The following is a 23618-nucleotide window of genomic DNA, read 5'->3' as shown; positions in this document are numbered from 1 at the left end:
CTCATTAACTTTTACCAAGATAACGAATAAACTTGGTATTTATATTTTAATAATTACATCTCAGCTTTTTTAATTAAACCATCATATAAAAAGCTAAAAAACGTCTTAAGACACTATATCGAGTGTTATCTCAAAAAACTAGCACGCAATGCGAAAAGCAAACACACTTGAAGTGATTGGGTGTTACTATAACTTTGCATCGCTGATTTTTTGTTCAAAAAATAGGAATACCTGAGTGGCGTTTTACATGTTCCATAACGACATAAGTATGGGTTTGTGATACACCTGGTAGCTCAACAATTTTCCCGAGTAATACACGATAAGCATCCATATTTTCAAAGCGTAATTTAAGTAAATAATCAAAACCACCTACAACCATATGGCATTCGGCAACTTCTTTTATTTCAATAACCTGAGTTCTGAACTCATTAAAATTATCTGCGGTTGTTCGATCTAGCGTTACCTGAATGAAAGCCGTCATACCACAATTTAACTTACTGGCATTTAAAAAAGCACCGTATCGTTCAATGTAGCCTTCTTGTTCGAGGCGCTTAACACGTTCTAAACATGGGCTAGCACTTAAGTTAACGTGCTGTGCTAACGTGTTATTAGATATGCGACCATTTTTTTGTAATATGTCTAAAATGGTTAAATCAATACGATCAAGCGTTCTAGGTTTGCTGCTCATCATTTGTCTATCTATAGTAAAGTTAATGGTTGGCTTTAAGCGTAAATTATCGTGAAAACCTTAATACTGTCAATATATTCTCTGCCACGGTTTTGCGGAAAGAAATGAGTAGACTTAGCTTGAATGATTTAAAAATAAAACACGCTTTTATATAAAAAATCCGTTAATAATATACTTAACCTGAACTCTGGATAAGCAGCACTTGCTCAATGCTCCCTTTTAAGCCATTTTCTGCGTTAAAACGTCGATAAATAGCCCGCTATTCATAAACGTTTTGCCTTGGAAATGGCATAAAATGAAGCATTGATGATATCTATTCGTGATGTTCACCTGGCTATAGCATTTACTTTATTACCTAAGCTTTTGGTTCAATTGAGTTTCAAGCACTCATTATCCAGAGTTCAGGTTACTTATTAACGGATTCGTAGTATCTCAGTTATGTCTCAGATTAAATGTTAATTTTTGTCTATTAAAAGCTGTTTAATTTCTTGGCCCGGCAAAGGCTTATAATAGTAATAACCTTGGCCAAAAACGCAGCCCATGGTTTTTAATAATTGTGCATCGGCTGCGTTCTCTATGCCTTCACCTATTGTTGCCATATTTAAGTTAGCCGCTAAATCGATAATGGTTTTAATTATCGCTTGGTGATTACCCCGTTGGTGAACATTATGAATAAAAGAACGATCAATCTTTAACACATCGATTGGGAAGCGATGTAAATAACTTAAACTCGAATAACCTGTACCAAAGTCATCAAGCAGTATGGTAACGCCCAAATCTTTCAATGCTCGCATGTTATCTAGTACAACTTCACTGTTTTCTAGTAAGGCTCGTTCGGTTAGTTCAACACGAATTTGATGAGGCTCTACGCCCGTTATATCAATAATATTTTGAATATCTTGCGGTAAACTTACATTAAAGAAATGATTACAATATAAGTTACAACTGACATACAGGTGCTCTACTCCAAGCTGTTTTTGCCAAAGCATTAATTGTCGACATGACTTTTCAAGAATTTGAAAATCAATCGCCATCACTAAATTAGTTTCTTCTGCTAAGGGAATAAAGTCGTTCGGGTATACAAAGCCTCGTTTCGGGCTTTCCCATCGTGCTAGTGCTTCAAAGCCAACTATTTTGCCATCAGACATTGCTATTATTGGTTGAAAGTATGGCGTAAATTCACCGTTATCAATACCTTCGCGCAAGTCTGTTTCCAGAGACATCGCATTTTGAACTTTGCTGTGCATACTAGAATCGAACACTTCAAAGCGACCTTTGCCTTTGTCTTTGGCGTGATACATCGCGATATCTGCATCTCTTAACATAGTGTCTGCATTTTCATAGCGCATGTTATTAAATAATACGCCAATGCTGGTGCCGATAAAAACAGTCTGGTTGTCAATTGTAAAAGGTAAAGAAAGTAGTTCAGTTATACGTTTAGCAATTTCATACGTGCTTATTTCACTTTCTATATCTTCAACCAAAATAACAAATTCGTCTCCGCCTAAACGTGCCACCGTATCTTTATCTCGAATGACATCTTTTAAGGCGATAGATATTTCTTTTAGCAAGTCATCGCCGGCATGATGACCTAAATTATCGTTTACAACTTTGAATCGGTCTAAATCAAGAAATAATATGGCAAACTTAAATTCTGGGTGGCGTTTATTACGTGCAATAGCGCGATTTAAAAGATCGATGAAAATAGCTCGATTAGGTAAGCCGGTTAAAATATCATGCGAGGCGGCATGTTTGAGCTTTTCTTCAGCATCTTTACGTTGTTTTATTTCTTCTTCTAACGCATGGGTTCGAAGTTTTACTTGATGCTCAAGTTGTTCATGAGCTTTTCTTTCGTCATCAGAGATTTCACGACGATTCATGGCAGATGCCACGTGTCGTGATACAAACCTTAATAGTTCAGCATCTTGTTCGTTAAAACAAACTTTAGGTTGGTAGCTTTGCAATACCATAGCCCCAAGTAACTTACCCGAATGAATTAAGGGTACGCCAAGCCAAGATACTACGTCTGCTTCTGGCTTAACTGTTTTACCTTTATGATAAAGGTCGAGCATAGCTTCTTGGTCAAGCAATATGGTTTCAGAGCTTCTTAATACTAACTCGGTAAAGCGATTTGAAAGTTTTCGAGCTTGATAGTAGTCAGCGTTATGATCAAATTGCTGATCAAGAAAATAGGCAAAAAACAATTCATCGCTTTTGGCATTGTATTTAGCAATATAAAAATTTTCGGCGTTGATTAACTGCCCGACAATGTTGTGAACTAAGCTGTAAAATTTATCAATATCTAAATCAGGGTCGTTGGTTAACTCTGAAATACGATACAAAGATTCTTGTAATAACTCTGCTTTTTCACGGTCACGAATTTGATGCATTAATTCTTTAGTACGAGCATCAACGGCTGATTGTAAGCGACCTCTATCTTGTAGGCGTGTTAAAGCGGTTACTATGTGTTGGGCAGTAAACTCTAATAAATCTCGGTCTGACTCTTGATAACGCATGTCGGCTGAATAGCTCTGAACTGCCATAACACCAATCACAAAGCCATCGCTCATCAGAGGTACACCAAGCCAATCTATGCTATCTTCACCGACAGATTTAATTTTTTGGGCTTGCTCTAACTGGGCTATCACTTCCGGTGTAGCTAATAAAGCTTTTCGACTTTCTATAACATAGTTTGTCATTGAGCCTTCAAAGTGATCAATAGGATAAACACCAAGTACTAGCTCATCTTTTTCATCTACATGATAAACCAATTCCAACGTAGATAAGGTTTGATCATACATTACGATATAGAAGTTGTTGGCTCTCATTACTGAAGCAATAGAGTGGTGAACTTGCTCAAATAATGCGTTTAAATCGGCACAGTCAATAGAAAGTTGATTCAATTTTAATAAAGCAGTATAACGATCTTGAAGCTTTTGATATTTATTTAGTAAGGCGATCGATTCTACGGCTAAATCTACATCTGAATTAGTTAATGGATCAGCGGGGTCTAATGGGTCTGTCAACTTTTTCACCATACTAAACGGATAAACTTTAAAAAATAGATCAGGTAAATGACCTTAGTGCTTTAATACTGATAAAAGTAACAAATATTCAGCGAAAAATCCATCTAAGCTATTGTTTTATTTGTTAAGTTTTCGTAATTCTTCGATTTTCTCTTTATTTCCACAAACCCCTACTTGCTTATCGTCTCGATAATAGCGAATATCGATGCAATCTTGTTGGTATCTTCGTTCCAACTCAGTACGAATTATCGGTTTATTTTTCGCGTTAATTATTTGTTTATGTAATGACTGGCATTGCTGCACTTGCTCTGAAGCTAGTGTGACATCTTCACAAGCGTTATCATTGGAACTACATGCCGAAAAAAGCACTACTGAGGAAATCATTAAAGTCAGATTTTTTATCATTCTACTACTCTTATTTTTAAATAAACTTACTTAATAACAAACAATTACTTTTTTTGAATATTATTAAAACGACTCGGCATAAATAAAAACCGCTAACGACGAGATTATTGCTATACAACTTTGCAGAAAAAAGGGCGTTAATGTGATTCATTCATTATTGACAATGATTGAATTCATTCACTTCCTTTAAGTTTGGTATATAATACGTAAAAATAAAGATTAAGCATTAATATTATTGTATTAGGGGAAAAATATGCAAGTACAAGTTGTTGATTATCGCGCTGAAGACGCCGCAAAAAAATTCGTAGAAAGTCTGCGCAATACAGGGTTTGGTGTATTAACTAATCACCCTATTCAACAGGCTTTAGTAGATAAAATATATCAAGATTGGTATACCTTCTTCTCGCAAGAAGAAAAAAAAGAATTTGCTTTTGATCCTGAAAAACAAGATGGCTACTTCAGCTCTGAAATTTCAGAAACTGCTAAGGGCCATACTAAAAAAGATATTAAAGAGTACTATCATGTTTATCCTTGGGGCCGAATTCCTGAGCAACTAAAGTCAGATATTCTAACTTATTATAAAATGGCCTCAGATCTAGCCAGTGAACTGCTAGATTGGGTTGAAAAATATAGTCCTGCAGAGGTGACAAAGCATTATTCAGAGCCGTTATCGAATATGATAATGGACACGCCTAATACCTTGTTAAGAATACTCCACTATCCTCCGCTACAAGGTACGGAAGAGCCAGGTGCTATTCGCGCAGCAGCACATGAAGATATTAACCTATTAACCATTTTACCTGCCGCTAACGAGCCGGGTTTACAAGTACAAGCGCAAGATGGACAGTGGCTAGATGTTCCTGCAGATTTTGGTCACCTTATTGTAAATATTGGCGATATGTTGCAAGAAGCTTCACAAGGTTATTTTCCTTCAACGAGCCATAGAGTAGTCAACCCAACCGGTGAAAATGCGACAAAATCTCGTATATCTTTACCGCTATTTTTACATCCTCGTAATGAAGTGGTTTTGTCAGATAAACACACGCATGAAAGTTACTTGTTAGAGCGATTAAGAGAGTTAGGCGTTAAATAACATCTAATAGCCTTTTCCAAAAAAGCTTAATATAGCTTGGAACGGATTAATTAATAAAAAAGCCATCACAAAGTGATGGCTTTTTAGTTTTAGCTTTTTGTCGCTAGATTTAATTAACTTATTTCATCTAACGACCAATAACTACTTTTGCCTAATGAAAAAGTCGAGTTATTCACTGTTTAACTTTTTGCCTTATCTAGCATAGATGCTTCAACTTGCGATGAAGTTTTCTTGCGTTTGAATAAGCCTTTAATATCTTCAACGATAAGATAAAGACAAGGTATTAACACTAAGGTCACTATGGTTGCAAACAACACGCCGAATGCCAACGACACCGCCATAGGTATAACAATTTGTGCTTGAGCGCTCACTTCAAAGAATATAATAGGCACTAAACCAATAAAGGTCGTTATTGACGTCAGCATGATAGCTCTAAAGCGCTTATTACCCGCATGCATTACCGCATCTTTAAGGCGTACACCACGCTTTCTGGCTTTGTTAACGTAATCAACCATAACTAAGGAGTCATTCACCACCACCCCTGCGGCGGCTAAAATTCCCATTACTGATAAAGCGCTTAAATCCATGCCTAAGATAAAGTGGCCAAGTACTGCACCTATAATACCAAACGGAATTACCACCATGATCATCATAGCTTGTGAATAAGACTTTAACGGTATGGCTAGCAGTGAGAATATAATCATTGAAGAAATAACAAAATCTCGCAACTGACTATCAGCACTTTCCATTTCTTCTTGAATACTGCCGGTAACCTCACTTTGCACTTGTGGATATTTTCTTAATAGATCAGGAATGAAATTATCACGAATGTCATTAGCAACTTTAAATGGCTCTACTTGTTCAGCGTCGACACTGGCCCAAACATTAATCGTACGATTACCATTTTCACGGCGTATGCGTGTAACACCTTCCTGTAATGTAATAGTGGCTAATTCAGACAAAGGTAACTCAGCACCATTCGGAGCTTGGATCATAACATCGTCTACATGACCAACAGAGCTACGTTGTTCAAGTGGGTAACGTACCATTACTTTAATTTCTTCAGTGTCACGCAATATACGTTGAGCTTCTAAACCGTAAAAACTATAACCCACCTGCGAGGCGATATCTGCTAACGATAAGTTCAAACTATAGGCTAATGGTTTTAATGCAAACTGCACTTCTTTAGCACTTGTTTGGCGACTGTCGTTAACATCTCCTATGCCTTTAAGAGAATTAAGTTTCAGCTTTAATTCTTTCGCTGCAGCGAGTAGTTGGGCATCATTTTTACTTTCTAATCTAAAAGCAATATCACCATCATCTCGGCCACCACCAAATAAATTATCACCTATAGTGAAGGACTTAACGCCAGGATAATTAGGAATAGCTTCTCGCCATAAATCGGCTAACTCAAATGTATTAATTGGGCGAAGTTCAGGTACCACTAGCTTAACCATAAGCTGACCACTGGTTCTAGTGCGCAAATCAACCTGCATATCAGAGATCATTGAATTGCCATATTTAGCTTCAATGTCTCTATCAATACGGTTTATTACCCCTTGAATATTTAACAGTGTATCTAAGGTTGCTTTTTCAGATGCATCAACATTCATTTCAACAGTCACACGTGGAAAGTCATGCGGAATTTTTGGCTGGCCAACAAAGCGAACAAAACCACCACTAAATAAACCTGCACTTATGAGCATTAAGCTGATAAAAAACATGAGTATCGCATATCGATATTCAATAAATACCGCTAAAGCCGGACTATAGTAGTTATCAATAAATTTCTTTAAATTAACGTCGATCCAAGCACGTAATCTATCGATTGGGTTTCTAGGGTTGAAAGCTTTCATTTTCATTTTAACCAGATGCGCTGGCAAAATGAGTTTAGATTCTATCAATGAGAAAATAAGACAAAGTATAACAACCGAGCCAATTGCTTTACCAAATGCTGAAGACGGCCCTTCACCAAAAAGAAATGGTAAGAAAACGGCGATCGTGGTCAGTACACCAAACGTTGCAGGCATGGCAACACGCTTTACACCGCGAATAACATTGTCGGTACTATGGCCATGCTCTTCAATTTCATCATGAGCACTTTCCCCCATCACAATGGCGTCATCCACCACAATCCCGAGTACTAAAATGAAAGCAAAGAGGCTAATAACATTAATCGTAACATTGACAAACTCAAGCGGCATTACTAGTAATGTACCAAGGAAACATACCGGTAAGCCCATCATTACCCAGAAAGCTAAACGTACACGAAGAAATAATGCCAACATGATAAATACCAATACGGCACCACTTTTCATGTTGTCTACCATCATATTCAAACGGCCTTCGAGGTAGTAAGTCATATCTACCCAAGTTTCTAATTTCACCCCTTGAGGTAAAGTCTCAGACTTATTCTCTACATATTTTTTAACGACTTCGGCGATACCTGTAATACTTTGATTATCAGCAGCACCAATAAATAAGGTTACCGAATTTTCGCCATTAAACTTTGAATATTGCAAGCCTTCTTCAAAACCGTCATTAATGGTAGCAATTTCGCCTAAAACGATTCTGGTACCGTCTGCTAAGGTTACAACCGGGATTTGTTCAAATTCATGACCACGATAAGCTTGGTTCTCTACACGCAAGTTAATGTAGCCATTTTCGGCTCGAATTTGTCCAGCCGACATGTTGCGAGAGTAATTACGCACTGCATTAGCAATACTATTAAAGCTCAAGCCATATTCACGCAGCTTGTCTTTACTTACCTCAATAGATATTTCGTAAGCTAAGCCACTATATAACTCTGATATATTGACCATGGGTAACTGTTGAATTTCATTATGAACTTTACGGCCAAGCTCTTTAAGTTCACTATTACTTAAATCGCCATATAGGCTTAAATACATCACTTCTTGACGAAATTTTTCGCGCTCGACTTTTATGCGCTCCATACCATCTGGAAAACTAGAAATTGAATCTATCGCAGATTTAACTTCTTCAAGCACCACTTGGGGATCATAATCAAGCTCAACTTCAAACCAACCATTAGAGAAGTTTCTGTTTGAATAAGTAATAACACGCTTAAGGCCCTGTATGGTTTCCAATGCCTCTTCAATCTTAATGGTTATCCCTTCTTCCACTTCTTGAGGTGCAGCTCCTGGATAAGGTGCATTATAAGAAATCCAGTTAATCTTAACTTGCGGAAACATTTGCTTGTTAATGGTTTGAATAGTTAGCAAGCCACCAACTAAAATAAAAATCATTAATAAGTTAGCCGCAACGCTATTGCGTGAAAACCAGGCAATGATGCCGACATTTGTGTCAATAGTGTGATCAATTTCCGGCTTTTCTTTAGGCGTTACCGTTGTCATGATTATTCCCCTGAGCCAGTGTCATTTTGTGCCACTTGTGATTCACCGTTTGTATCTTCTGGGTTTTGCTCTTTCTTTTTAATTTTTTTATCGCCAATCAAAGCTAACTTCATGCCATCAATAGGGTAATCAAGCGCCGAAACAATAAGCTTGTCTCCATCAGCTATACCACTTGAAATGATAATATTTTGGCCATCTTGACGAACAATAGTGACCGGTGAATAATGCAATCTTGACTCATTATTCATTAAGGCGACGCGGCCATCATTAACTAAGTAGCGAGGTACGCTAGCCGCTTGAGCTATTTCGATACCCAGTACTTTGGCTTTAACGTACGAACCAAAACGCAATGGCGTTTGATCATTTTTTTGTACTAAAGCATAAGGGTCATGAATTTCAGCAACGAGATAACTCATTCGACTGGTATCGTCAATGACACCTTCGCCACGAGCAATTTTAGCGCTCCATTGTGTTTTAAGACCTGAAAACGTCCCCGTTAAGTTAACCGTGGCACCTTCCCCTTGATTAATCAAAAATTGTAATTGATTATCTGCCACGGGAAGTCTTACTTCAGCAATGGCTGTACCTAATAACTTGCCAACCATACTACCTGTGCTTACAAATGAGCCTAAGCCAACATTACGGTTGTCTATCATGGCGTCGTATGGTGCCCTAATTTCTGTACGTTCTAGGTTACGTTTAGCACGTAATATTGAAGCTTGCGCAGATTTAACACGGGCAATTTCTTGTGCTAATTGCGGCTTACGTAAACTTAGCTCTGTTGGAGAGGTATCTGTTATTTGTTTCCATTCTTCTTTCGCCACTTGGCCTTGTGCACGCTCTGTTTCAAGCGAAGCGCGAGCCGATGCCATAGTCGCTTCCGCTTCTATAAGTGCCGCTTCATAATCACTCGGATCTATACGTGCGAGTAACTGTCCTGCTTTAACAAAGCCACCACGAACAAATGTTTCAGATAACTCAACAACTTGCCCACTAACCTGAGCAACTAGTTCTGTTTCATATTTAGGTTTAACCACCCCGTATGAATCTACATCTAAAGTCATGGGTGAAAGTGAAATCGATTCAACAGACACAATAGGCGTATTATCAATTTCTTCTTTTTCTGCAGGCGGTTTTTTCATACTCGAAAATACAAAGAAAATTAATAAACCAGCAATTAGAATGACAATTGGTATAATTATTTGTTTTTTCCGTGTCACAATGACGTCCTCATAAAATCTAAATTCAAAAATTTCTAGTTTAATTAGCAATAGGATACATAATTTATTGGCTACAAAAACTAACAAAGTTGTAAATGCTTATTACAAAATTCGAGCCGACTTTAAATACCGTTGAAGATTAACACTATAAATCATTATAAAACAAACAGATAGACTGTATTACTTTTACCTTTGCAATTATTAACTTACAAAAATAAATGTAACTAAAAATAAATAATTGGTTTATTTCACCAAATAATTTATTTTTTAAAATTTTTTAGTCGATATGACTACTTGCCCACACTATTAATCAGGATGATTAAAAGTACTCGTTTTTTAATGTTAACTATAAATACATTAACATTTAATTAATAGCGGCTATGCGACAACAAATATTAACTGCATGCTTCTACTTATAGGGTTTCTCTGGAAAGTTCATTATTATGATATTCGCTTACTTTACAGCGAAGGCTTGAAGATTACTGTACGCCGACACCAGAAAACACTACTGACTATTTATTTAACCTAATCTGGATAAGCAGCACGTGCTCAATGCTCCCTTTTAAGCCATTATCTGCGTTAAAATGTCGATAAATAGCGCGCTATGCATAAACGTTTTTCCTTGGAAATGGCACAAAATGAAGCATTGATGATGTAAATTCGTAATATTCACCTTGCTATAGTATTTACTTTACCCCCTAAGACCCTGATTCGCATGAGTATTAAGTAATCATCATTTAAAATTCAGGTTATTTACTCACATCAAGTATTAACAATAGGCTTTTTAACAAAGTTACATATTGGTGACGAAATACATACTTTGATGACTTGTACCTGAAAGTAAATACTTTAAAATCAATAGTAATTTCATTGGAGGATAATTTATGTTGTCAAAAATTAATGCATTTTTTCAAAGCTTAGGCGCTCAAGAAAATTCACAAGCGCATGAAATAAGCCTCGAAATTGCCTGTAGTGTTTTATTATGTGAAGTTATGCTTGCTGATGGTCAACTTGATAGTGCAGAACAGCAAAAATTAAACGATATTATTTCAAGCCAATTTCAATTAACGCCAGCGGAAGTAACAGAAATAGTTAAGCACGCACTCGTACTTTGTGAAAATGCCACTGATTTTTATCAGTTTACTTCTAAAATAAACCAACATTACAGTCTAGAGCAACGCATTAAAATGTTAACGTTATTGTGGCAAGTTGCTTACGCTGACGGCGAGCTCGCTAGTATTGAAGAGCATATCATTCGCAAAATAGCTGATTTATTGCATTTACGTCATAGCGAATACATTGAAACTAAATTAAATATTCAAGCAAAGATTAATACCGCTAAATAAAAAATCACTACAACATGGAAAGTTATAGTTAACTTACGGCTAAATCGGTTATTATAGCCGCAAGTTAACTGACCTCAAGAAACCATATGGCAAGCATCGGCAAATACAACACTCTTCCTGTAGTAGCAATAACAGATAAAGGCGCATACTTAAATGCGCATGATTTAGGTGAGCTATTATTACCTAATCGCTTTGTACCTGAAGATTGCCAAGTTGGCAGTGAGATTAAGGTTTTTATTTATGCCGATACCGCAGATCGCATTGTTGCCACAACCGAAAAACCTTTTGCTGAAGTTGACGAATTTGTGTCGTTAAAAGTTAGCCAAGTAAACAAAATGGGCGCCTTTCTTGATTGGGGGTTACCAAAAGACTTACTTGTTCCATACAACCAACAACATAGCGAAATGGAAGTGGGAAAATATTACCTAGTGAGAATATTTCTCGATTTAACAACTGATCGCTTAGTTGCTTCAAGTAAGCTAGACAAGTTTATTGATATTTGGCCAGCAGAATATCAAAAGTGGGATAAAGTTAAATTAACCATCGCTTCTAAAACAGATCTAGGCTTTAAAGCTATTATTAATGATCTGCATTGGGGCTTACTATACGATAATGAAATTTTTAAACCATTACGTACAGGTAAGAAAATTACAGGTTATATTAAGCAAGTTCGAGAAGACGGCCGTATTGATCTTTCGTTAACTCGCCCTGGCGAGGGTAAAGTAAAAGACTTTAGTGAAAAATTGTTAGCTCATATTGCTGAAAATGACGGCTTTAGTCCGTTGCATGATAAAAGTGATCCTGAATTGATTAAACGAGTTTTAGGGGTAAGTAAAAAGACCTTTAAAGCTACGGTAGGTAACTTAATGAAAAATGGTAAAATCACCATAGAAGCAAACGGTATACGCTTGAAATAAACTGCACTGACTTCACTGCAAAACCACAAAAAAAAAGCCCTTATGGGCTTTTTTTTGTGCGTTACTTAACCGTGGCGAAATAGCGATTAGGAATATAGCTGACTTAGCTTATGACTTAACTTATGACTTAACTTGCGCACTAAGCTATGTACTAACCTATGCTCTAATCTATGCACTAACTAAAGTCATTCAACTAAAGTCATTCAACTAAAGCCTTCTCAAAAAGTAGATTAAATCAAAGAAGTTCGCAGTAAGTTTTATTGATTTACTGTGTACCGCCTACAGTCATTTCGTCAATTTTCAAGGTTGGCTGCCCAACGCCTACAGGAAGGCTTTGTCCGTCTTTACCACAAACACCCACCCCGGCATCAAGCTTTAAGTCATTACCGACCATGCTGACACTTTTCATTGCTTCAGGGCCGCTACCAATTAAGGTCGCCCCTTTTATAGGTGAAGTAATTTCGCCATTCTCTATTAAATAAGCTTCTGAGCTAGTAAAAACAAACTTACCTGAGGTAATGTCGACTTGCCCACCAGCAAAGTTAGGGGCGTAAATACCTTTCTTAACTGACTTAATAATATCTTCAGGTTTGTGTTCACCTGCCAGCATATAAGTGTTTGTCATACGTGGCATAGGCAAGTGGGCATAAGATTCTCTACGACCATTACCTGTGGGTTTAACGCCCATTAAGCCTGCGTTATGTTTGTCTTGCATGTAGCCTTTTAACACGCCTTTTTCAATCAATACGTTATATTGTCCCGGCGTACCTTCATCATCAATACTGACTGAACCACGACGATTAGCCATAGTGCCATCATCAACAATAGTACATAAGTCAGAAGTAACTTTTTGACCTACTTTACCCGAGAACGCAGAAGAGCCTTTACGGTTAAAATCGCCTTCTAAGCCATGTCCTACGGCTTCATGCAATAAAACACCAGGCCAACCTGCGCCAAGTACAACCGGCATTAAGCCGGCTGGAGAATCAATAGCAATTAGGTTAACCAACGCTTGTCTTACCGCCTCTTCAGCATAAGCTAAATAGCGTGGTTTGTTATTGTCTAACTCAAAGAAATAACTATAGTCTGTACGTGCACCGCCACCTGAACTAGCACGCTCTCGTTTACCATTTTCTTCAACTAATACAGAACAATTAAGTCGTACTAATGGTCGAATATCAGTGGCATAAGTACCATCACTAGCGGCGACTAATATTTTCTCGTATACACCTGATAAGCTAACAATAACTTGTTTAACACGTTTATCCACACTACGGGCATGTGCTTCTACTTCATGCAAAAGCGTAATTTTTTGCTCTTGGGGTAAGCTTGCCAACGGATCCATAACGTTATAAAGCATTGGGTTTTGTTGCATTGTTTTGCCATCAAAAACCTGTACTCGTGCAGATTTTTCGGCAATAGCGATACCTTTAGCAGCATCGGCAGCTTTTTTTAATGCCGCTGGAGAAATATCATCTGAGTAGGCAAAGCCCGTTTTCTCACCTGAAATAGCGCGAACACCTACGCCACGTTCAATGTTATAGGAAACTTCTTTGACAATACCATCTTCTAACATCCAAGACTCATGACTGCTAGATTGAAAATATAAATCGGCTAAATCAATTTTACGTTGGAAGATATTATCCAAGGTATCCATCAACATACTTTCATCAATTTTACTATTGGCTAAGAGCTCAGTCTCAACATTATTCATACGACATCAACTTATTTTTAAAACGATTATGAGTGGCAACAGGCATAGCTTTACGCACCTTGTCTAATTCTTCTGCTTGGTATTTAGCACAAATTATACCTTTACCCGTATCTAGCTGGGTCAAGATTTCGCCCCAAGGGCTAATAATCATACTGTGGCCCCAAGTTTCACGGCCATTTAAATGCACGCCTTCTTGACCTGCAGCAATAATATAAACTTGATTTTCAATTGCACGAGCTTGTAATAATGTTTGCCAATGCGCAGCACCAGTTACACGGGTAAAGGCACTAGGTACGGTAATAATTTTTGCTCCCTGCTGAGATAATTGTCGAAACAATTCAGGAAAGCGTAAATCATAGCAAATAGACAAGCCGACCTTAACACCAGCAACATTAACTACGCTAACATGGTCGCCCGCTTTAGCGTAGCGAGATTCACAGTAATTTTTTTCGTTGTCTGCTACCGCAACATCAAATAAGTGAATTTTATCATAACTGGTGAGTTCTTCTCCATCAGGAGAAAAAACAAAACAAGTATTGGTAAATTTATCAGCAACATTAGATAACACAGGAATACTACCAGCCACTAAAAAAACATTATATTTTTTTGCTAGTGCGGCAAGTTTTACTCTTAAACTACCTTTTGCTTGATGCTCTTGCGCTAAGGTTAATTGAGCTAGGTCTTTACCCCCAAAAAATAAACAGCATTCTGGTAAAACAACTAATTGTTGTTCAGCCTGTTCTAGGGTTAATAATTGTTGCTCGATATCACTAATATTGTCATCGACTTTAGTGCTTGAGGTCATTTGAATTGCACAAATTTGCATTACTTTACTGCCATGTTCAAGATCCATCAAAGTTATCACTTTCAGGATTAGGTTCTATTGGATTTTCTGAGCCAGATAAACCAGTATCGCTCTCTGGCAACTTATCGACTATTTTAGGTGGTGATGATTTGCCAACACTAATGTTTTTGTTTTTTCTGCTCACTTGCTTAAACTGTGGTTCATCCAAGTTACCTGTTACTTCGAAATTTATTTCCGCGATAACTGAAGATGTGATCACTTCATCAAGTGCAACACCAGCTAAAAATGTTACTGGATTTAAAGTCGCTATCCAAGCTAGCACGGGCAAACTAGAAGTTAAATTTGGCTTATAAGTCATCCGGTAGTCTAATTCGCTATTATTTAGGTTGGTATTACCGACAACACTTAAGTCGCCAGCGGCACCTTTCATTAAGACATTATCGGTATAAGCTACGCCATCTTTTAAAGAGAAATCACCCTTTAGTTCACTATAGAACATGCCATCGCTGAAAATATCTCTAAAGTCGAAACTGAGCTTACGCACCAACGACTGCAGGCTTAAAAATGAAAATATACGAACGCCTTTATCATCAACATCAGCTAAATAGCCATCATTAAAGCTTGTAGATAATGCTCCGTTAAGTGTTGCCATGGCAAAGTCATGTGGGCCGCCTTGCCAAGTAAGGTCATAATCCATATTTACCCCACTGTCTTTTATAATCGACACTAAGCCTATATTTTCAATTTCACGTGCAACGTTATTCGTCGCTAAACTGCCTTTAATTGAGGTAATAGATTGGCTGCTATTTAGTTGCCACTTCGCATCAAAAACAAGGCTACTTTTATCCCTGTCCGCTTTAAAGTTATTCAGTAGCAGTGTGTCGTTATTCTCACGCGTTATAGTGAAGTTAACCTCTCCAAAGTCAAAGTTATCAAATTTACAACTAGCACAGGCAACCTTCAATGGCGGGAAGGCGGTAAATATTTCTGCATTACTCTCTTGGTCGATAATAGTGGGAGGCGTTTGTGGAGCAGCGCTCAATACTTCTCCGTCTGAATTAGCATTGGTTGTTGCTTGAGTATTTTCAGTATCCGCTGTGGGAATATTTGCTTTTGGCTTACTACTCTCTAGACTATCGGCTTGTGTCACAGCAGTGTTCTGCGCAATATCTTCACGCGTATTGTCGATGTTTGCTGCTGGCCCGATTTCAGGCTGAGTGGTAATTAAGTGAATAAAGTCAGCATCTATATCTATTCCTTGCGATAACCAGTCAGGATAAAACTTGGCTGAGCCTCTAAGTTCTTTGGCATTAATGTCCAGTAGCCACCAATTTGGTTGAGGAACAAAATCAAAGTTAATTTCTTGAAAGTTATGCCCATAAACATTTAAGTTTGCTACTTGTCCGTGTATCTTTTCAGGGATAGAAAACAAACTTGCTTGAGTTACTTCAACACTGGCTAAGTTATTTGATGGTGGCTTAGCTAAATTCGGTTCACTTGCCTCAGCATTTACTGCTGACAGTATATCTACTACCAATGGCTGCCATTCTTGGTAATCAGCATCCACTAAATCCGCCGTTATATTAAACCCTTGTGTAGGCAGCCAAGATTGTTGCTTACCTAAGACCAAATGCGCTAATGAAAACTGCTGTTTCTGGTGCTCCAGTAAGCCATAAAAGTTAATATTGTTGCCTACTCTAGCATTGATAGTGCTGTTTTTGTCATCGCCAAAAGCATGTAAATTAACTGTAATGGCTTGCTCTGCAGCTTTACTAAAGGGTAATGGCAACGCCAGCGCTACATCATCTAAATTAGGGCTGATTTTATAGTCATAAAAAAATTGTTCGCCAATAAACTCAAGCTCAAGCATGCCTTGCCAAGCGACTTTACCATTAACATATTTAATCAATTCTTCAGGTAATTGCGCTTGCCACTGCTCGGTTTGCCATTGGCCTAACGTTTCAATGTTAACGTTATAAAGTTCAGATTTTTGCTGTGCTGTTACATTAATTGTTAATGGCATACCTCGCCAATCAAGCTTAACGCCAGTCGCTGTTATTTTATCATTATGGTAGTCAAGGCGACCGTTAACTTGTTTGAAGTTCATTGCTGGCGTTTGCAGTGCCACGGCATTATTCTTAAAATCTACATGGCCTTTCGCTATTACATTTTCAGGTGCTGCTAAGGGCAGTATTAATGAAAAGTCGCCATCGATAGGCGCCGAAACAATCACTTGGTCTAAGGTTGCTCCAACCGAATCCTGCATTGGGCTAGCGTTCATTAATTGCCTAACTAATTGCGGCTGTGTTTGTGTAAAACTGGCATCTACGGTTAATACACCTTCACCGGCTAAGTCAGCAATTGCGGCCTCAACACCGGTAACATCAATACCCGTTAACGTGCCTTCGCGGCCGGTAATGAGCATACTATTATTGGTAAAATTAAGGTTAGCTGAAAAGTTTTCTATTGCTGGCCACTCAGGATCAAACCTAAAGGTGCTTTCTGCTAATTCTGCATCTACAACAAAAATACCTTCGTTGTTATTAAATGGGAAGCTTTGTAGCGGACCATTAAATAAAACCAATGCTTGGTTAACTTTTCCTTCGATAATAGCACCGTTGAGGTAGTTAACTAAGTTATCACCCATCAATAAATGCGGATAAAAGTATTCCGCAAATTTAGCATCGCCTTTACTCACACTGGCTAACAATGCCATGCTCGCAGGTTCATCTTTTACACTATTTACGGCTAGGTCAGCTGTTAACGATATTTGTGATGACGTAAATGCAATATCTTCTACCGAAAGCTGCCAGCCATCAGCTAGAAATTTAGCATTGATCAAACTACGTAAGCGCGTATATGGAATAGGATATTTAAAGTGTTTATCAAAATGAAGCGCCCCATCAACTGCATTTAGCGATATTTGCAGTTGATTATTGGCATAAACAAGCTCGCCACTGACATTATCAATTCCAGGTATACCTTGACTGAAATGACTATCAATATCATTAAAGCTTGCGGTAAATGCCGTGTCATTGGCATTAGTGCGAAAGTATATATCTTCAACTCGACCAACGGCGTCAAGATCAAAGAGTAATTTCTCTAGACCCACATCATCGGATAAAAGTGGTGATATCCCCTCAAAACTGGCAAGTTCTATGGTATTGATATAGCCATTAATGTTTTCACCATTCGCATTGGCTGTTAATGATATTTTATTGGTTTCTACGCCGTTTCTTTTCACGGTAATTGGCGATGTTACCGCGCTAAATGCTAATGATTCAGACACCTTTATTTGAATATCACCACCAACAGCTTCAAAAGTTTGCGCCTTGTTTTGATGTTGCCAAATAATTTCATTTTTACCTAAGGTAAACTGAATAAGTTCAGTTTGACCCGCGTTAACGGTTAACCATGCGTTAAAATTAATGGCGGAATGTGTATTAGTATCTTTAATGGCTAAAACTCGGTCCAACCATGGAGTAATATCAATTTCGTTAGCTTCAAGGTAAGCTTGGCCACTTAATCTATCAAACTTAGGTCCTTTAAAGTCTAATAAGACCTTTAGGTTATTTGAGCTAAGCCCATCAACAATAACCGTACCATTCGCTCGATGGCGGTTATCTTTGTTAACCCAAAACAATTCATTTATGGTAAAAGCGCGTACACCAGACGATGTGCGATAAAGCACATGACTATCGCGAATAGAAAAACGAGAAATTTGCTCGAGAAAGATAACCGAAAGTGAGTCAAGTAGACTATCTTCACTGGCTTTTTCATCATCAAGTTCTTCGTCAGAATCTGCTAAGGCTAGCTGCTCAAATTCTAACTCGACACCTGAAATAACAAAGTCTTGTGTTACCCATTGCCTTGTTCGTATACTGCGCCAAAAATCGAGTTCAACCGCTAAGCTATCAATATAAATTTGACTATTATTATCGGCTAAAAGCTCAACTTGCCTACTAATTAATGTCGGGCCTGACTTGCCCCAACCCATAGCTAATGAGCCAATTGATATATTGCTGTTGTAACTATTATTTAAGAAATCTTCAACATCTTCACGATAATTATGCGCGTAGGGTAAAAATAAGCGTAATGTACTAATTAACACGGCAAAAACTACTAACAATACTGCAAGTAGTTTATACAGACGTTTAAGCCATCTATTTAGCACCGTGGAAACACTCATTACGTTTTTGCCATACCTTACTTTACTTAAATTGACTTGATTACTGCTTGTGAAGTGTCAGTTATAGCTACATCATTACCACATCAAACTGCTCTTGATTATACATGTTTTCTGTTTGTACTTTAATTTGCTTACCAATGAATACTTCAAGCTCGGCTAGGTTATGATATTCGTCATTCTCAAGTGACTCACTGACTGAAGCTGAGGTATAAACAATAAATTTATCTGCATCATAAGCGCGATTTACTCGCACAATTTCTCGTAAAATCTCAAAACAAACCGTTTCAACGGTTTTCATATAACCTCGGCCATGACAAACGTCACACTCTGCGCATAAAATATGCTCTAAACTTTCACGCGTACGTTTTCGGGTCATTTCCACTAGTCCTAACGAAGAAAATCCAGATATGCTGTATTTCACATTATCTTTTGACATGGCAACGTCTAAGCTATGTAAAACACGGCGTTGATGTTCTTTGTCATGCATATCTATAAAATCAACAATAATAATACCACCTAGATTTCTTAATCTAAGTTGGCGAGCAATGGCTTGTGTTGCTTCAATATTAGTATTAAAAATGGTTTCTTCTAAATTACGATGCCCAACAAAAGCGCCAGTGTTTATGTCTATGGTAGTCATAGCTTCGGTTTGATCTATGATTAACGAACCGCCTGACTTTAATTCTATTTTACGATGCAGCGAACGTTGTATTTCGTTTTCAACATCGAACAAATCAAAAATTGGCCGTTCGCCAGGGTAATATTCGAGTACAGCAGTTAGATTAGGGACAAACTCAGTGGTAAATTCAACTAATTGTTCATAAGTGAGTTTTGAGTCAACCCGAATACGTTCAAGCGAAACGCCAACAAAGTCTCTTAACATGCGAAATGCTAAAGATAAATCTTGATAAATAGGATCTTTGGTTTGTTTACGTTCTTTTCGTTCAATGACTTTTGCCCACACACGACGAAGAAACTCAGCATCGTGTTCTAGCTCATCTTTACCTGCGCCTTCAGCCGCTGTTCTGACAATAAAGCCATGGTTTTTGCCACAATACGGCGTAACAATTGATTTTAAACGATTACGCTCAGCGGGATCATCTATACGTTGTGATATACCGGCATGGCTAGCATCGGGCATTAAAACTAAATATCGTGCTGCAATAGTAATATCGGTTGTTAACCTTGCGCCTTTGGTACCTAGTGGATCTTTAACAACTTGTACAACAATATATTGCCCTTCGTGAACCAAGTTTCTAATGTCTGGCACCTGATCGCTATTATGTTCTTCATTTAAAATTAATTTAGAATTGATATCTGAGGCGTGCAGAAAAGCAGCTTTACCTAAATTGATGTCAACAAACGCGGCTTGCATACCAGGTAATACACGAATAATTTTACCTAGGTATATATTACCTACTAAGCCACGACGAGCTTCACGTTCAATATGAACTTCTTGCAGTGAACCGTTTTCGATTAATGCTACCCTGGTTTCGCTTGGTGTAACATTGATAAGTAATTCACCGCTCATGTTGTTTCCCGTTTAGTTTTTTGTCATTGAAGAATGTACGCCGAATGTCGACAGTAATTGTGCAGTTTCATATAACGGCAAACCAACTACGGCGGAATAACTACCACGAATTTGTTTAACAAACTGCCCAGCTATTCCTTGAATACCGTAAGCGCCTGCTTTGTCTTGTGGTTCACCGGTTTGCCAATAACGAATTATTTCTTGTTCGCTCAGTACTTTAAAATCTACTTCAGTTCTGACCACAATAACTTCACTACGTTCACCTTTTACTACCGCAACAGCCGTAATAACTTGATGTGAATTACCCGATAACATACTGAGTATAGCGATGCATTCATCAAGCGATGCCGGTTTTCCTAAAATATGAGTACCAAAAACCACGCTAGTGTCTGAGCCTAGCACCGCAACATTTTCATCATATTGTTGGGCAATAACACTCGCCTTTTCAACGGCTAAACGGGCAACGTATTGCTCAGGTGACTCTTGAGGTAAAACACTTTCATCAATATCAGCAGGTAAGCAAGTAAATTGATAACCCAGTTGTTCGAGTAATTCTTTTCGACGCGGAGATTGCGACGCTAAAATCAAAGTAGTAGACATGTTATTTAATTCTAAAATTTCGTCTTATTTTACGTAAAAGTAAAAAAGCCCAAGGCCAGAGGATTATGGTTGTGAATACCGGATATAAATAGCTCGGTAAAAAAACTGCATCGGTTAAAAATCGTTGCAGCCAAAAAACAATTAAGTGATATAACGCTGATAGCACACCAACAATAAGCGCTTGTTGCCAAACCGAAAAGTTGCGTATTTTTTGAAAATTACCGGCAACTATGTAAACAGCAATAGCCATTGCGCCAGCATGTACACCTAAGGTTGAGCCTAATAGCACATCGAGTATAAAGCCTAATACCCATGCAGAAATAACATTGACGCGTGAAGGCAATGCCAAACACCAATACAGTAAAACCACTAATACCCAGTCAGGTCGAAATGCATCAACACTTAATGGTAATGGCATAATACTAGCCATTAATGCCACTAAAAATGTCAAAAGAATAATTAAGCGACTTGCTATGGTCATTGTTTTTCTGCCTTTTTATTTGGCAAACTTTCCGCTGCTATTGGCTGTTGCTCATTAGGCTGTTCTGGCCATAGCAATAACACATAACGTAAGCGATCAATCTTAGCAACAGGTTGGCTTTGAATTTGAGAAAAGGCTCGCGATTCATCTTGGATAACCGAAGAAACTTTTGCTACAGGATAACCTTCAGGAAATTTACTGCCTAAGCCAGAGGTTACTAATAAGTCACCTATGCGAATATCACTACTGTGAGGTACATGGTTATGTGTTAAACGGTCAATCACACCAACACCACTGGCAATTAAGCGTAAGCCGTTGCGACTAATTCTTACTGGCACAGCATGTGTGACATCAGTGATCAATAACACCCGGCTACTGGTAGTACCGACATGCAAAATTTGTCCAACAATACCTTCATCGTCAATAACGGCTTGGCCTTCATAAACGCCATCATTCGCACCACGGTTTATGACTACTTGATGGGTATAAGGGTCACTATCAACGGCAAGAATTTCGGCAACCATTTTTTTGGCATCGCTTCGAACCGGTGAAGCCAGTAAGGCTCGTAATCGATTATTTTCACGCTTAACAATATCTAATTGCAACGCCTGTTCATGGAAGACTAATTCGTTGATTTTGTATTGTTCATTGTCATCAATAAGCTGACGACGGGTAACAATATTTTCTGCCGCCCAGTTCATCATTTGTTTGGGCGCGGTAGCTAAATATTGTAAAGGGCTAACCATAGATTGCAAAAAGCCTCGAGCGGACTCGAAGCTATTCATTTTATGGTCGAAAAAAATTAATGCCGCAGAACAAAGCAGCACCAAAATAAGTCGGTGCTGCGGGGCCGGTCCATGCTTAAAGATAGGATTCATAAATTAAACTTGTATAAACACTAATTTAGTATTTTATTCGTATGAGAATAAATCGCCGCCGTGCATATCAATCATTTCAATCGCTTTACCGCCACCACGAGCTACACAAGTTAATGGGTCATCAGCAACAACAACAGGGATACCGGTTTCTTCCATTAATAAACGGTCTAAACCTTTAAGTAAAGCGCCACCACCCGTTAGGATCATGCCACGCTCTGAAATATCAGACGCTAATTCTGGAGGTGATTGTTCTAGGGCAACCATAATAGCACTAACTATACCGGTTAAAGGCTCTTGAAGCGCTTCTAGAATTTCATTGCTATTTAATGTAAAACTACGCGGTACACCTTCGGCTAAGTTGCGGCCACGTACTTCAATTTCAATCACTTCTTCGCCTGGATAAGCAGAGCCTATTTCATGTTTAATGCGCTCAGCAGTCGCTTCACCAATTAAACTACCAAAATTACGACGAACGTAATTGATTATGGCATCGTCAAACTTATCACCACCAATGCGCACTGAAGAAGAATACACCACACCATTGAGTGAAATAATACCAACTTCAGTCGTACCACCACCAATATCAACCACCATTGAACCGGTAGCTTCTGATACTGGCATTCCAGCGCCAATTGCTGCAGCCATTGGCTCATCAATTAAATAAACTTCACGTGCGCCAGCACCTAATGCCGACTCACGAATTGCACGGCGCTCTACTTGTGTTGATCCACAAGGAACACACACTAAAACACGTGGGCTAGGTCGTAAAAAGTTATTGCTGTGTACTTGTTTAATAAAGTACTGCAACATTTTTTCAGTGACAAAAAAGTTAGCAATAACGCCATCTTTCATTGGTCGAATTGCTTCAATATTCCCAGGAGTACGGCCTAACATTTGTTTGGCAGCAGTACCTACAGCGGCTACACTTTTAGAGCCACCAGAACGGTCTTGACGAATAGCAACAACTGAAGGCTCATCTAAAACTATGCCTTGGTCTTTTACATAAATCAGGGTATTTGCGGTTCCTAAGTCGATTGATAAATCGTTAGAAAACATGCCGCGTAATTTCTTAAACATATTGTCGAAATGTCCTTTAAACATCACCTAGGCAACAAACTGCCAGAATATTATTGTACTGAATTTGCAAGCCTTGCTTTACTTACACATAGCTTACAAATGATATTTTGTATTATTAACACGCTATCATACCGCAGACTATAGTACTTGTGTTATTTCAATAACAAAAATATCATTAAATTTTAAGATATTTTTGTTATTAGTGAAGCTAAACCATGGTTTGCTCGCTCAAATTCCTACCTTTGCGCTAATACAAATAATATGACGAACTAAA

The 23618-nt window shown here is 38.2% G+C and carries 16 protein-coding genes; 3 read left to right on the top strand and 13 right to left on the bottom strand.

Annotated features, from left to right (window positions below; genetic code table 11):
• Window positions 1-214: 214 nt before the first annotated feature.
• The 3 genes from B6A32_RS02300 to B6A32_RS02290 all read right to left on the bottom strand — a co-directional run bounded on the left by B6A32_RS02300 (window position 215) and on the right by B6A32_RS02290 (window position 4119).
• Window positions 215-691, bottom strand: coding sequence for a winged helix-turn-helix transcriptional regulator (locus B6A32_RS02300; protein ID WP_085301125.1), 477 nt, complete (start codon window positions 689-691; stop codon window positions 215-217).
• A 452-nt stretch (window positions 692-1143) separates the two neighbouring features.
• Window positions 1144-3714 carry a sensor domain-containing phosphodiesterase gene (locus B6A32_RS02295; protein ID WP_233131298.1) on the bottom strand — a complete coding sequence of 857 codons (2571 nt, stop codon included), beginning with the start codon at window positions 3712-3714 and terminating at the stop codon, window positions 1144-1146.
• A 117-nt stretch (window positions 3715-3831) separates the two neighbouring features.
• Window positions 3832-4119, bottom strand: a complete 288-nt coding sequence (locus B6A32_RS02290; RefSeq protein WP_085301123.1) for a hypothetical protein — start codon at window positions 4117-4119, stop codon at window positions 3832-3834.
• Window positions 4120-4372: 253 nt separating this feature from the next.
• Here B6A32_RS02290 and B6A32_RS02285 point away from each other — a divergent pair, with 253 nt between their 5' ends.
• Complete coding sequence (locus B6A32_RS02285) at window positions 4373-5212, top strand: isopenicillin N synthase family dioxygenase (RefSeq protein WP_085301122.1); 840 nt, start codon at window positions 4373-4375, stop codon at window positions 5210-5212.
• A 179-nt stretch (window positions 5213-5391) separates the two neighbouring features.
• On the opposite strand, the gene B6A32_RS02280 is transcribed toward B6A32_RS02285, so the two are convergent.
• Together B6A32_RS02280 and B6A32_RS02275 are read right to left on the bottom strand one after the other, a co-directional pair.
• The gene (locus B6A32_RS02280) at window positions 5392-8586 is read right to left on the bottom strand and encodes an efflux RND transporter permease subunit (RefSeq protein ID WP_085301121.1); all 3195 of its coding nucleotides are present in this window, start codon (window positions 8584-8586) and stop codon (window positions 5392-5394) included.
• 2 nt (window positions 8587-8588) lie between these two features.
• Window positions 8589-9806 carry an efflux RND transporter periplasmic adaptor subunit gene (locus tag B6A32_RS02275; protein WP_101685875.1) on the bottom strand — a complete coding sequence of 406 codons (1218 nt, stop codon included), beginning with the start codon at window positions 9804-9806 and terminating at the stop codon, window positions 8589-8591.
• Between the two features lie 884 nt (window positions 9807-10690).
• Here B6A32_RS02275 and B6A32_RS02270 point away from each other — a divergent pair.
• Entirely contained in the window at window positions 10691-11152 is a 462-nt protein-coding gene (locus tag B6A32_RS02270; protein WP_085301120.1) for a tellurite resistance TerB family protein, read from the top strand.
• Window positions 11153-11238: 86 nt separating this feature from the next.
• Complete coding sequence (locus B6A32_RS02265; RefSeq protein ID WP_085301119.1) at window positions 11239-12069, top strand: CvfB family protein; 831 nt, start codon at window positions 11239-11241, stop codon at window positions 12067-12069.
• A gap of 265 nt (window positions 12070-12334) precedes the next feature.
• Here B6A32_RS02265 and tldD read toward each other — a convergent pair whose 3' ends face one another.
• From tldD to B6A32_RS02225, 8 genes are all read right to left on the bottom strand, one after another.
• Window positions 12335-13783 carry a metalloprotease TldD gene (gene tldD / locus B6A32_RS02260; protein WP_085301118.1) on the bottom strand — a complete coding sequence of 483 codons (1449 nt, stop codon included), beginning with the start codon at window positions 13781-13783 and terminating at the stop codon, window positions 12335-12337.
• Complete coding sequence (locus B6A32_RS02255) at window positions 13776-14636, bottom strand: carbon-nitrogen hydrolase family protein (RefSeq protein WP_233131297.1); 861 nt, start codon at window positions 14634-14636, stop codon at window positions 13776-13778. Before B6A32_RS02255 ends, tldD begins: the two co-directional genes overlap by 8 nt.
• Entirely contained in the window at window positions 14626-18777 is a 4152-nt protein-coding gene (locus B6A32_RS02250; RefSeq protein WP_085301117.1) for a YhdP family protein, read from the bottom strand. The genes B6A32_RS02255 and B6A32_RS02250 overlap by 11 nt, the downstream gene beginning before the upstream one ends.
• 67 nt (window positions 18778-18844) lie before the next feature.
• The gene (rng, locus tag B6A32_RS02245; RefSeq protein WP_085301116.1) at window positions 18845-20308 is read right to left on the bottom strand and encodes a ribonuclease G; all 1464 of its coding nucleotides are present in this window, start codon (window positions 20306-20308) and stop codon (window positions 18845-18847) included.
• A 12-nt stretch (window positions 20309-20320) separates the two neighbouring features.
• Window positions 20321-20908, bottom strand: a complete 588-nt coding sequence (locus B6A32_RS02240) for a Maf family protein (protein WP_085301115.1) — start codon at window positions 20906-20908, stop codon at window positions 20321-20323.
• Between the two features lies 1 nt (window position 20909).
• Window positions 20910-21389, bottom strand: a complete 480-nt coding sequence (gene mreD / locus B6A32_RS02235) for a rod shape-determining protein MreD (protein ID WP_085301114.1) — start codon at window positions 21387-21389, stop codon at window positions 20910-20912.
• Window positions 21386-22267 (bottom strand): rod shape-determining protein MreC, encoded by an 882-nt coding sequence (mreC, locus tag B6A32_RS02230; RefSeq protein WP_085301113.1) that lies wholly within the window; start codon window positions 22265-22267, stop codon window positions 21386-21388. Before mreC ends, mreD begins: the two co-directional genes overlap by 4 nt.
• A gap of 33 nt (window positions 22268-22300) precedes the next feature.
• A complete protein-coding gene (locus B6A32_RS02225) occupies window positions 22301-23344 on the bottom strand; it encodes a rod shape-determining protein (protein ID WP_081148217.1) in 1044 nt (347 codons plus the stop codon).
• Between the last annotated feature and the right edge of the window lie 274 nt (window positions 23345-23618).

Source organism: Colwellia polaris, assembly GCF_002104515.1.
Classification (GTDB): Bacteria; Pseudomonadota; Gammaproteobacteria; order Enterobacterales; family Alteromonadaceae; genus Cognaticolwellia; species Cognaticolwellia polaris.
Note: the sequence above shows the minus strand (reverse complement) of the source record. Positions and strands in the feature narration are given on the sequence as shown.

What these genes read in the sequence shown, in the direction of transcription:
- B6A32_RS02300 (WP_085301125.1), bottom strand. Translation starts at nt 691, where the DNA reads ATGATGAGCAGCAAACCTAGAACGCTTGATCGTATTGATTTAACCATT.
- B6A32_RS02290 (WP_085301123.1), bottom strand. Translation starts at nt 4,119, where the DNA reads ATGATAAAAAATCTGACTTTAATGATTTCCTCAGTAGTGCTTTTTTCG.
- B6A32_RS02285 (WP_085301122.1), top strand. Translation starts at nt 4,373, where the DNA reads ATGCAAGTACAAGTTGTTGATTATCGCGCTGAAGACGCCGCAAAAAAA.
- B6A32_RS02280 (WP_085301121.1), bottom strand. Translation starts at nt 8,586, where the DNA reads ATGACAACGGTAACGCCTAAAGAAAAGCCGGAAATTGATCACACTATT.
- B6A32_RS02270 (WP_085301120.1), top strand. Translation starts at nt 10,691, where the DNA reads ATGTTGTCAAAAATTAATGCATTTTTTCAAAGCTTAGGCGCTCAAGAA.
- B6A32_RS02265 (WP_085301119.1), top strand. Translation starts at nt 11,239, where the DNA reads ATGGCAAGCATCGGCAAATACAACACTCTTCCTGTAGTAGCAATAACA.
- tldD (WP_085301118.1), bottom strand. Translation starts at nt 13,783, where the DNA reads ATGAATAATGTTGAGACTGAGCTCTTAGCCAATAGTAAAATTGATGAA.
- B6A32_RS02255 (WP_233131297.1), bottom strand. Translation starts at nt 14,636, where the DNA reads ATGGATCTTGAACATGGCAGTAAAGTAATGCAAATTTGTGCAATTCAA.
- B6A32_RS02250 (WP_085301117.1), bottom strand. Translation starts at nt 18,777, where the DNA reads ATGAGTGTTTCCACGGTGCTAAATAGATGGCTTAAACGTCTGTATAAA.
- rng (WP_085301116.1), bottom strand. Translation starts at nt 20,308, where the DNA reads ATGAGCGGTGAATTACTTATCAATGTTACACCAAGCGAAACCAGGGTA.
- B6A32_RS02240 (WP_085301115.1), bottom strand. Translation starts at nt 20,908, where the DNA reads ATGTCTACTACTTTGATTTTAGCGTCGCAATCTCCGCGTCGAAAAGAA.
- mreD (WP_085301114.1), bottom strand. Translation starts at nt 21,389, where the DNA reads ATGACCATAGCAAGTCGCTTAATTATTCTTTTGACATTTTTAGTGGCA.
- mreC (WP_085301113.1), bottom strand. Translation starts at nt 22,267, where the DNA reads ATGAATCCTATCTTTAAGCATGGACCGGCCCCGCAGCACCGACTTATT.
- B6A32_RS02225 (WP_081148217.1), bottom strand. Translation starts at nt 23,344, where the DNA reads ATGTTTAAGAAATTACGCGGCATGTTTTCTAACGATTTATCAATCGAC.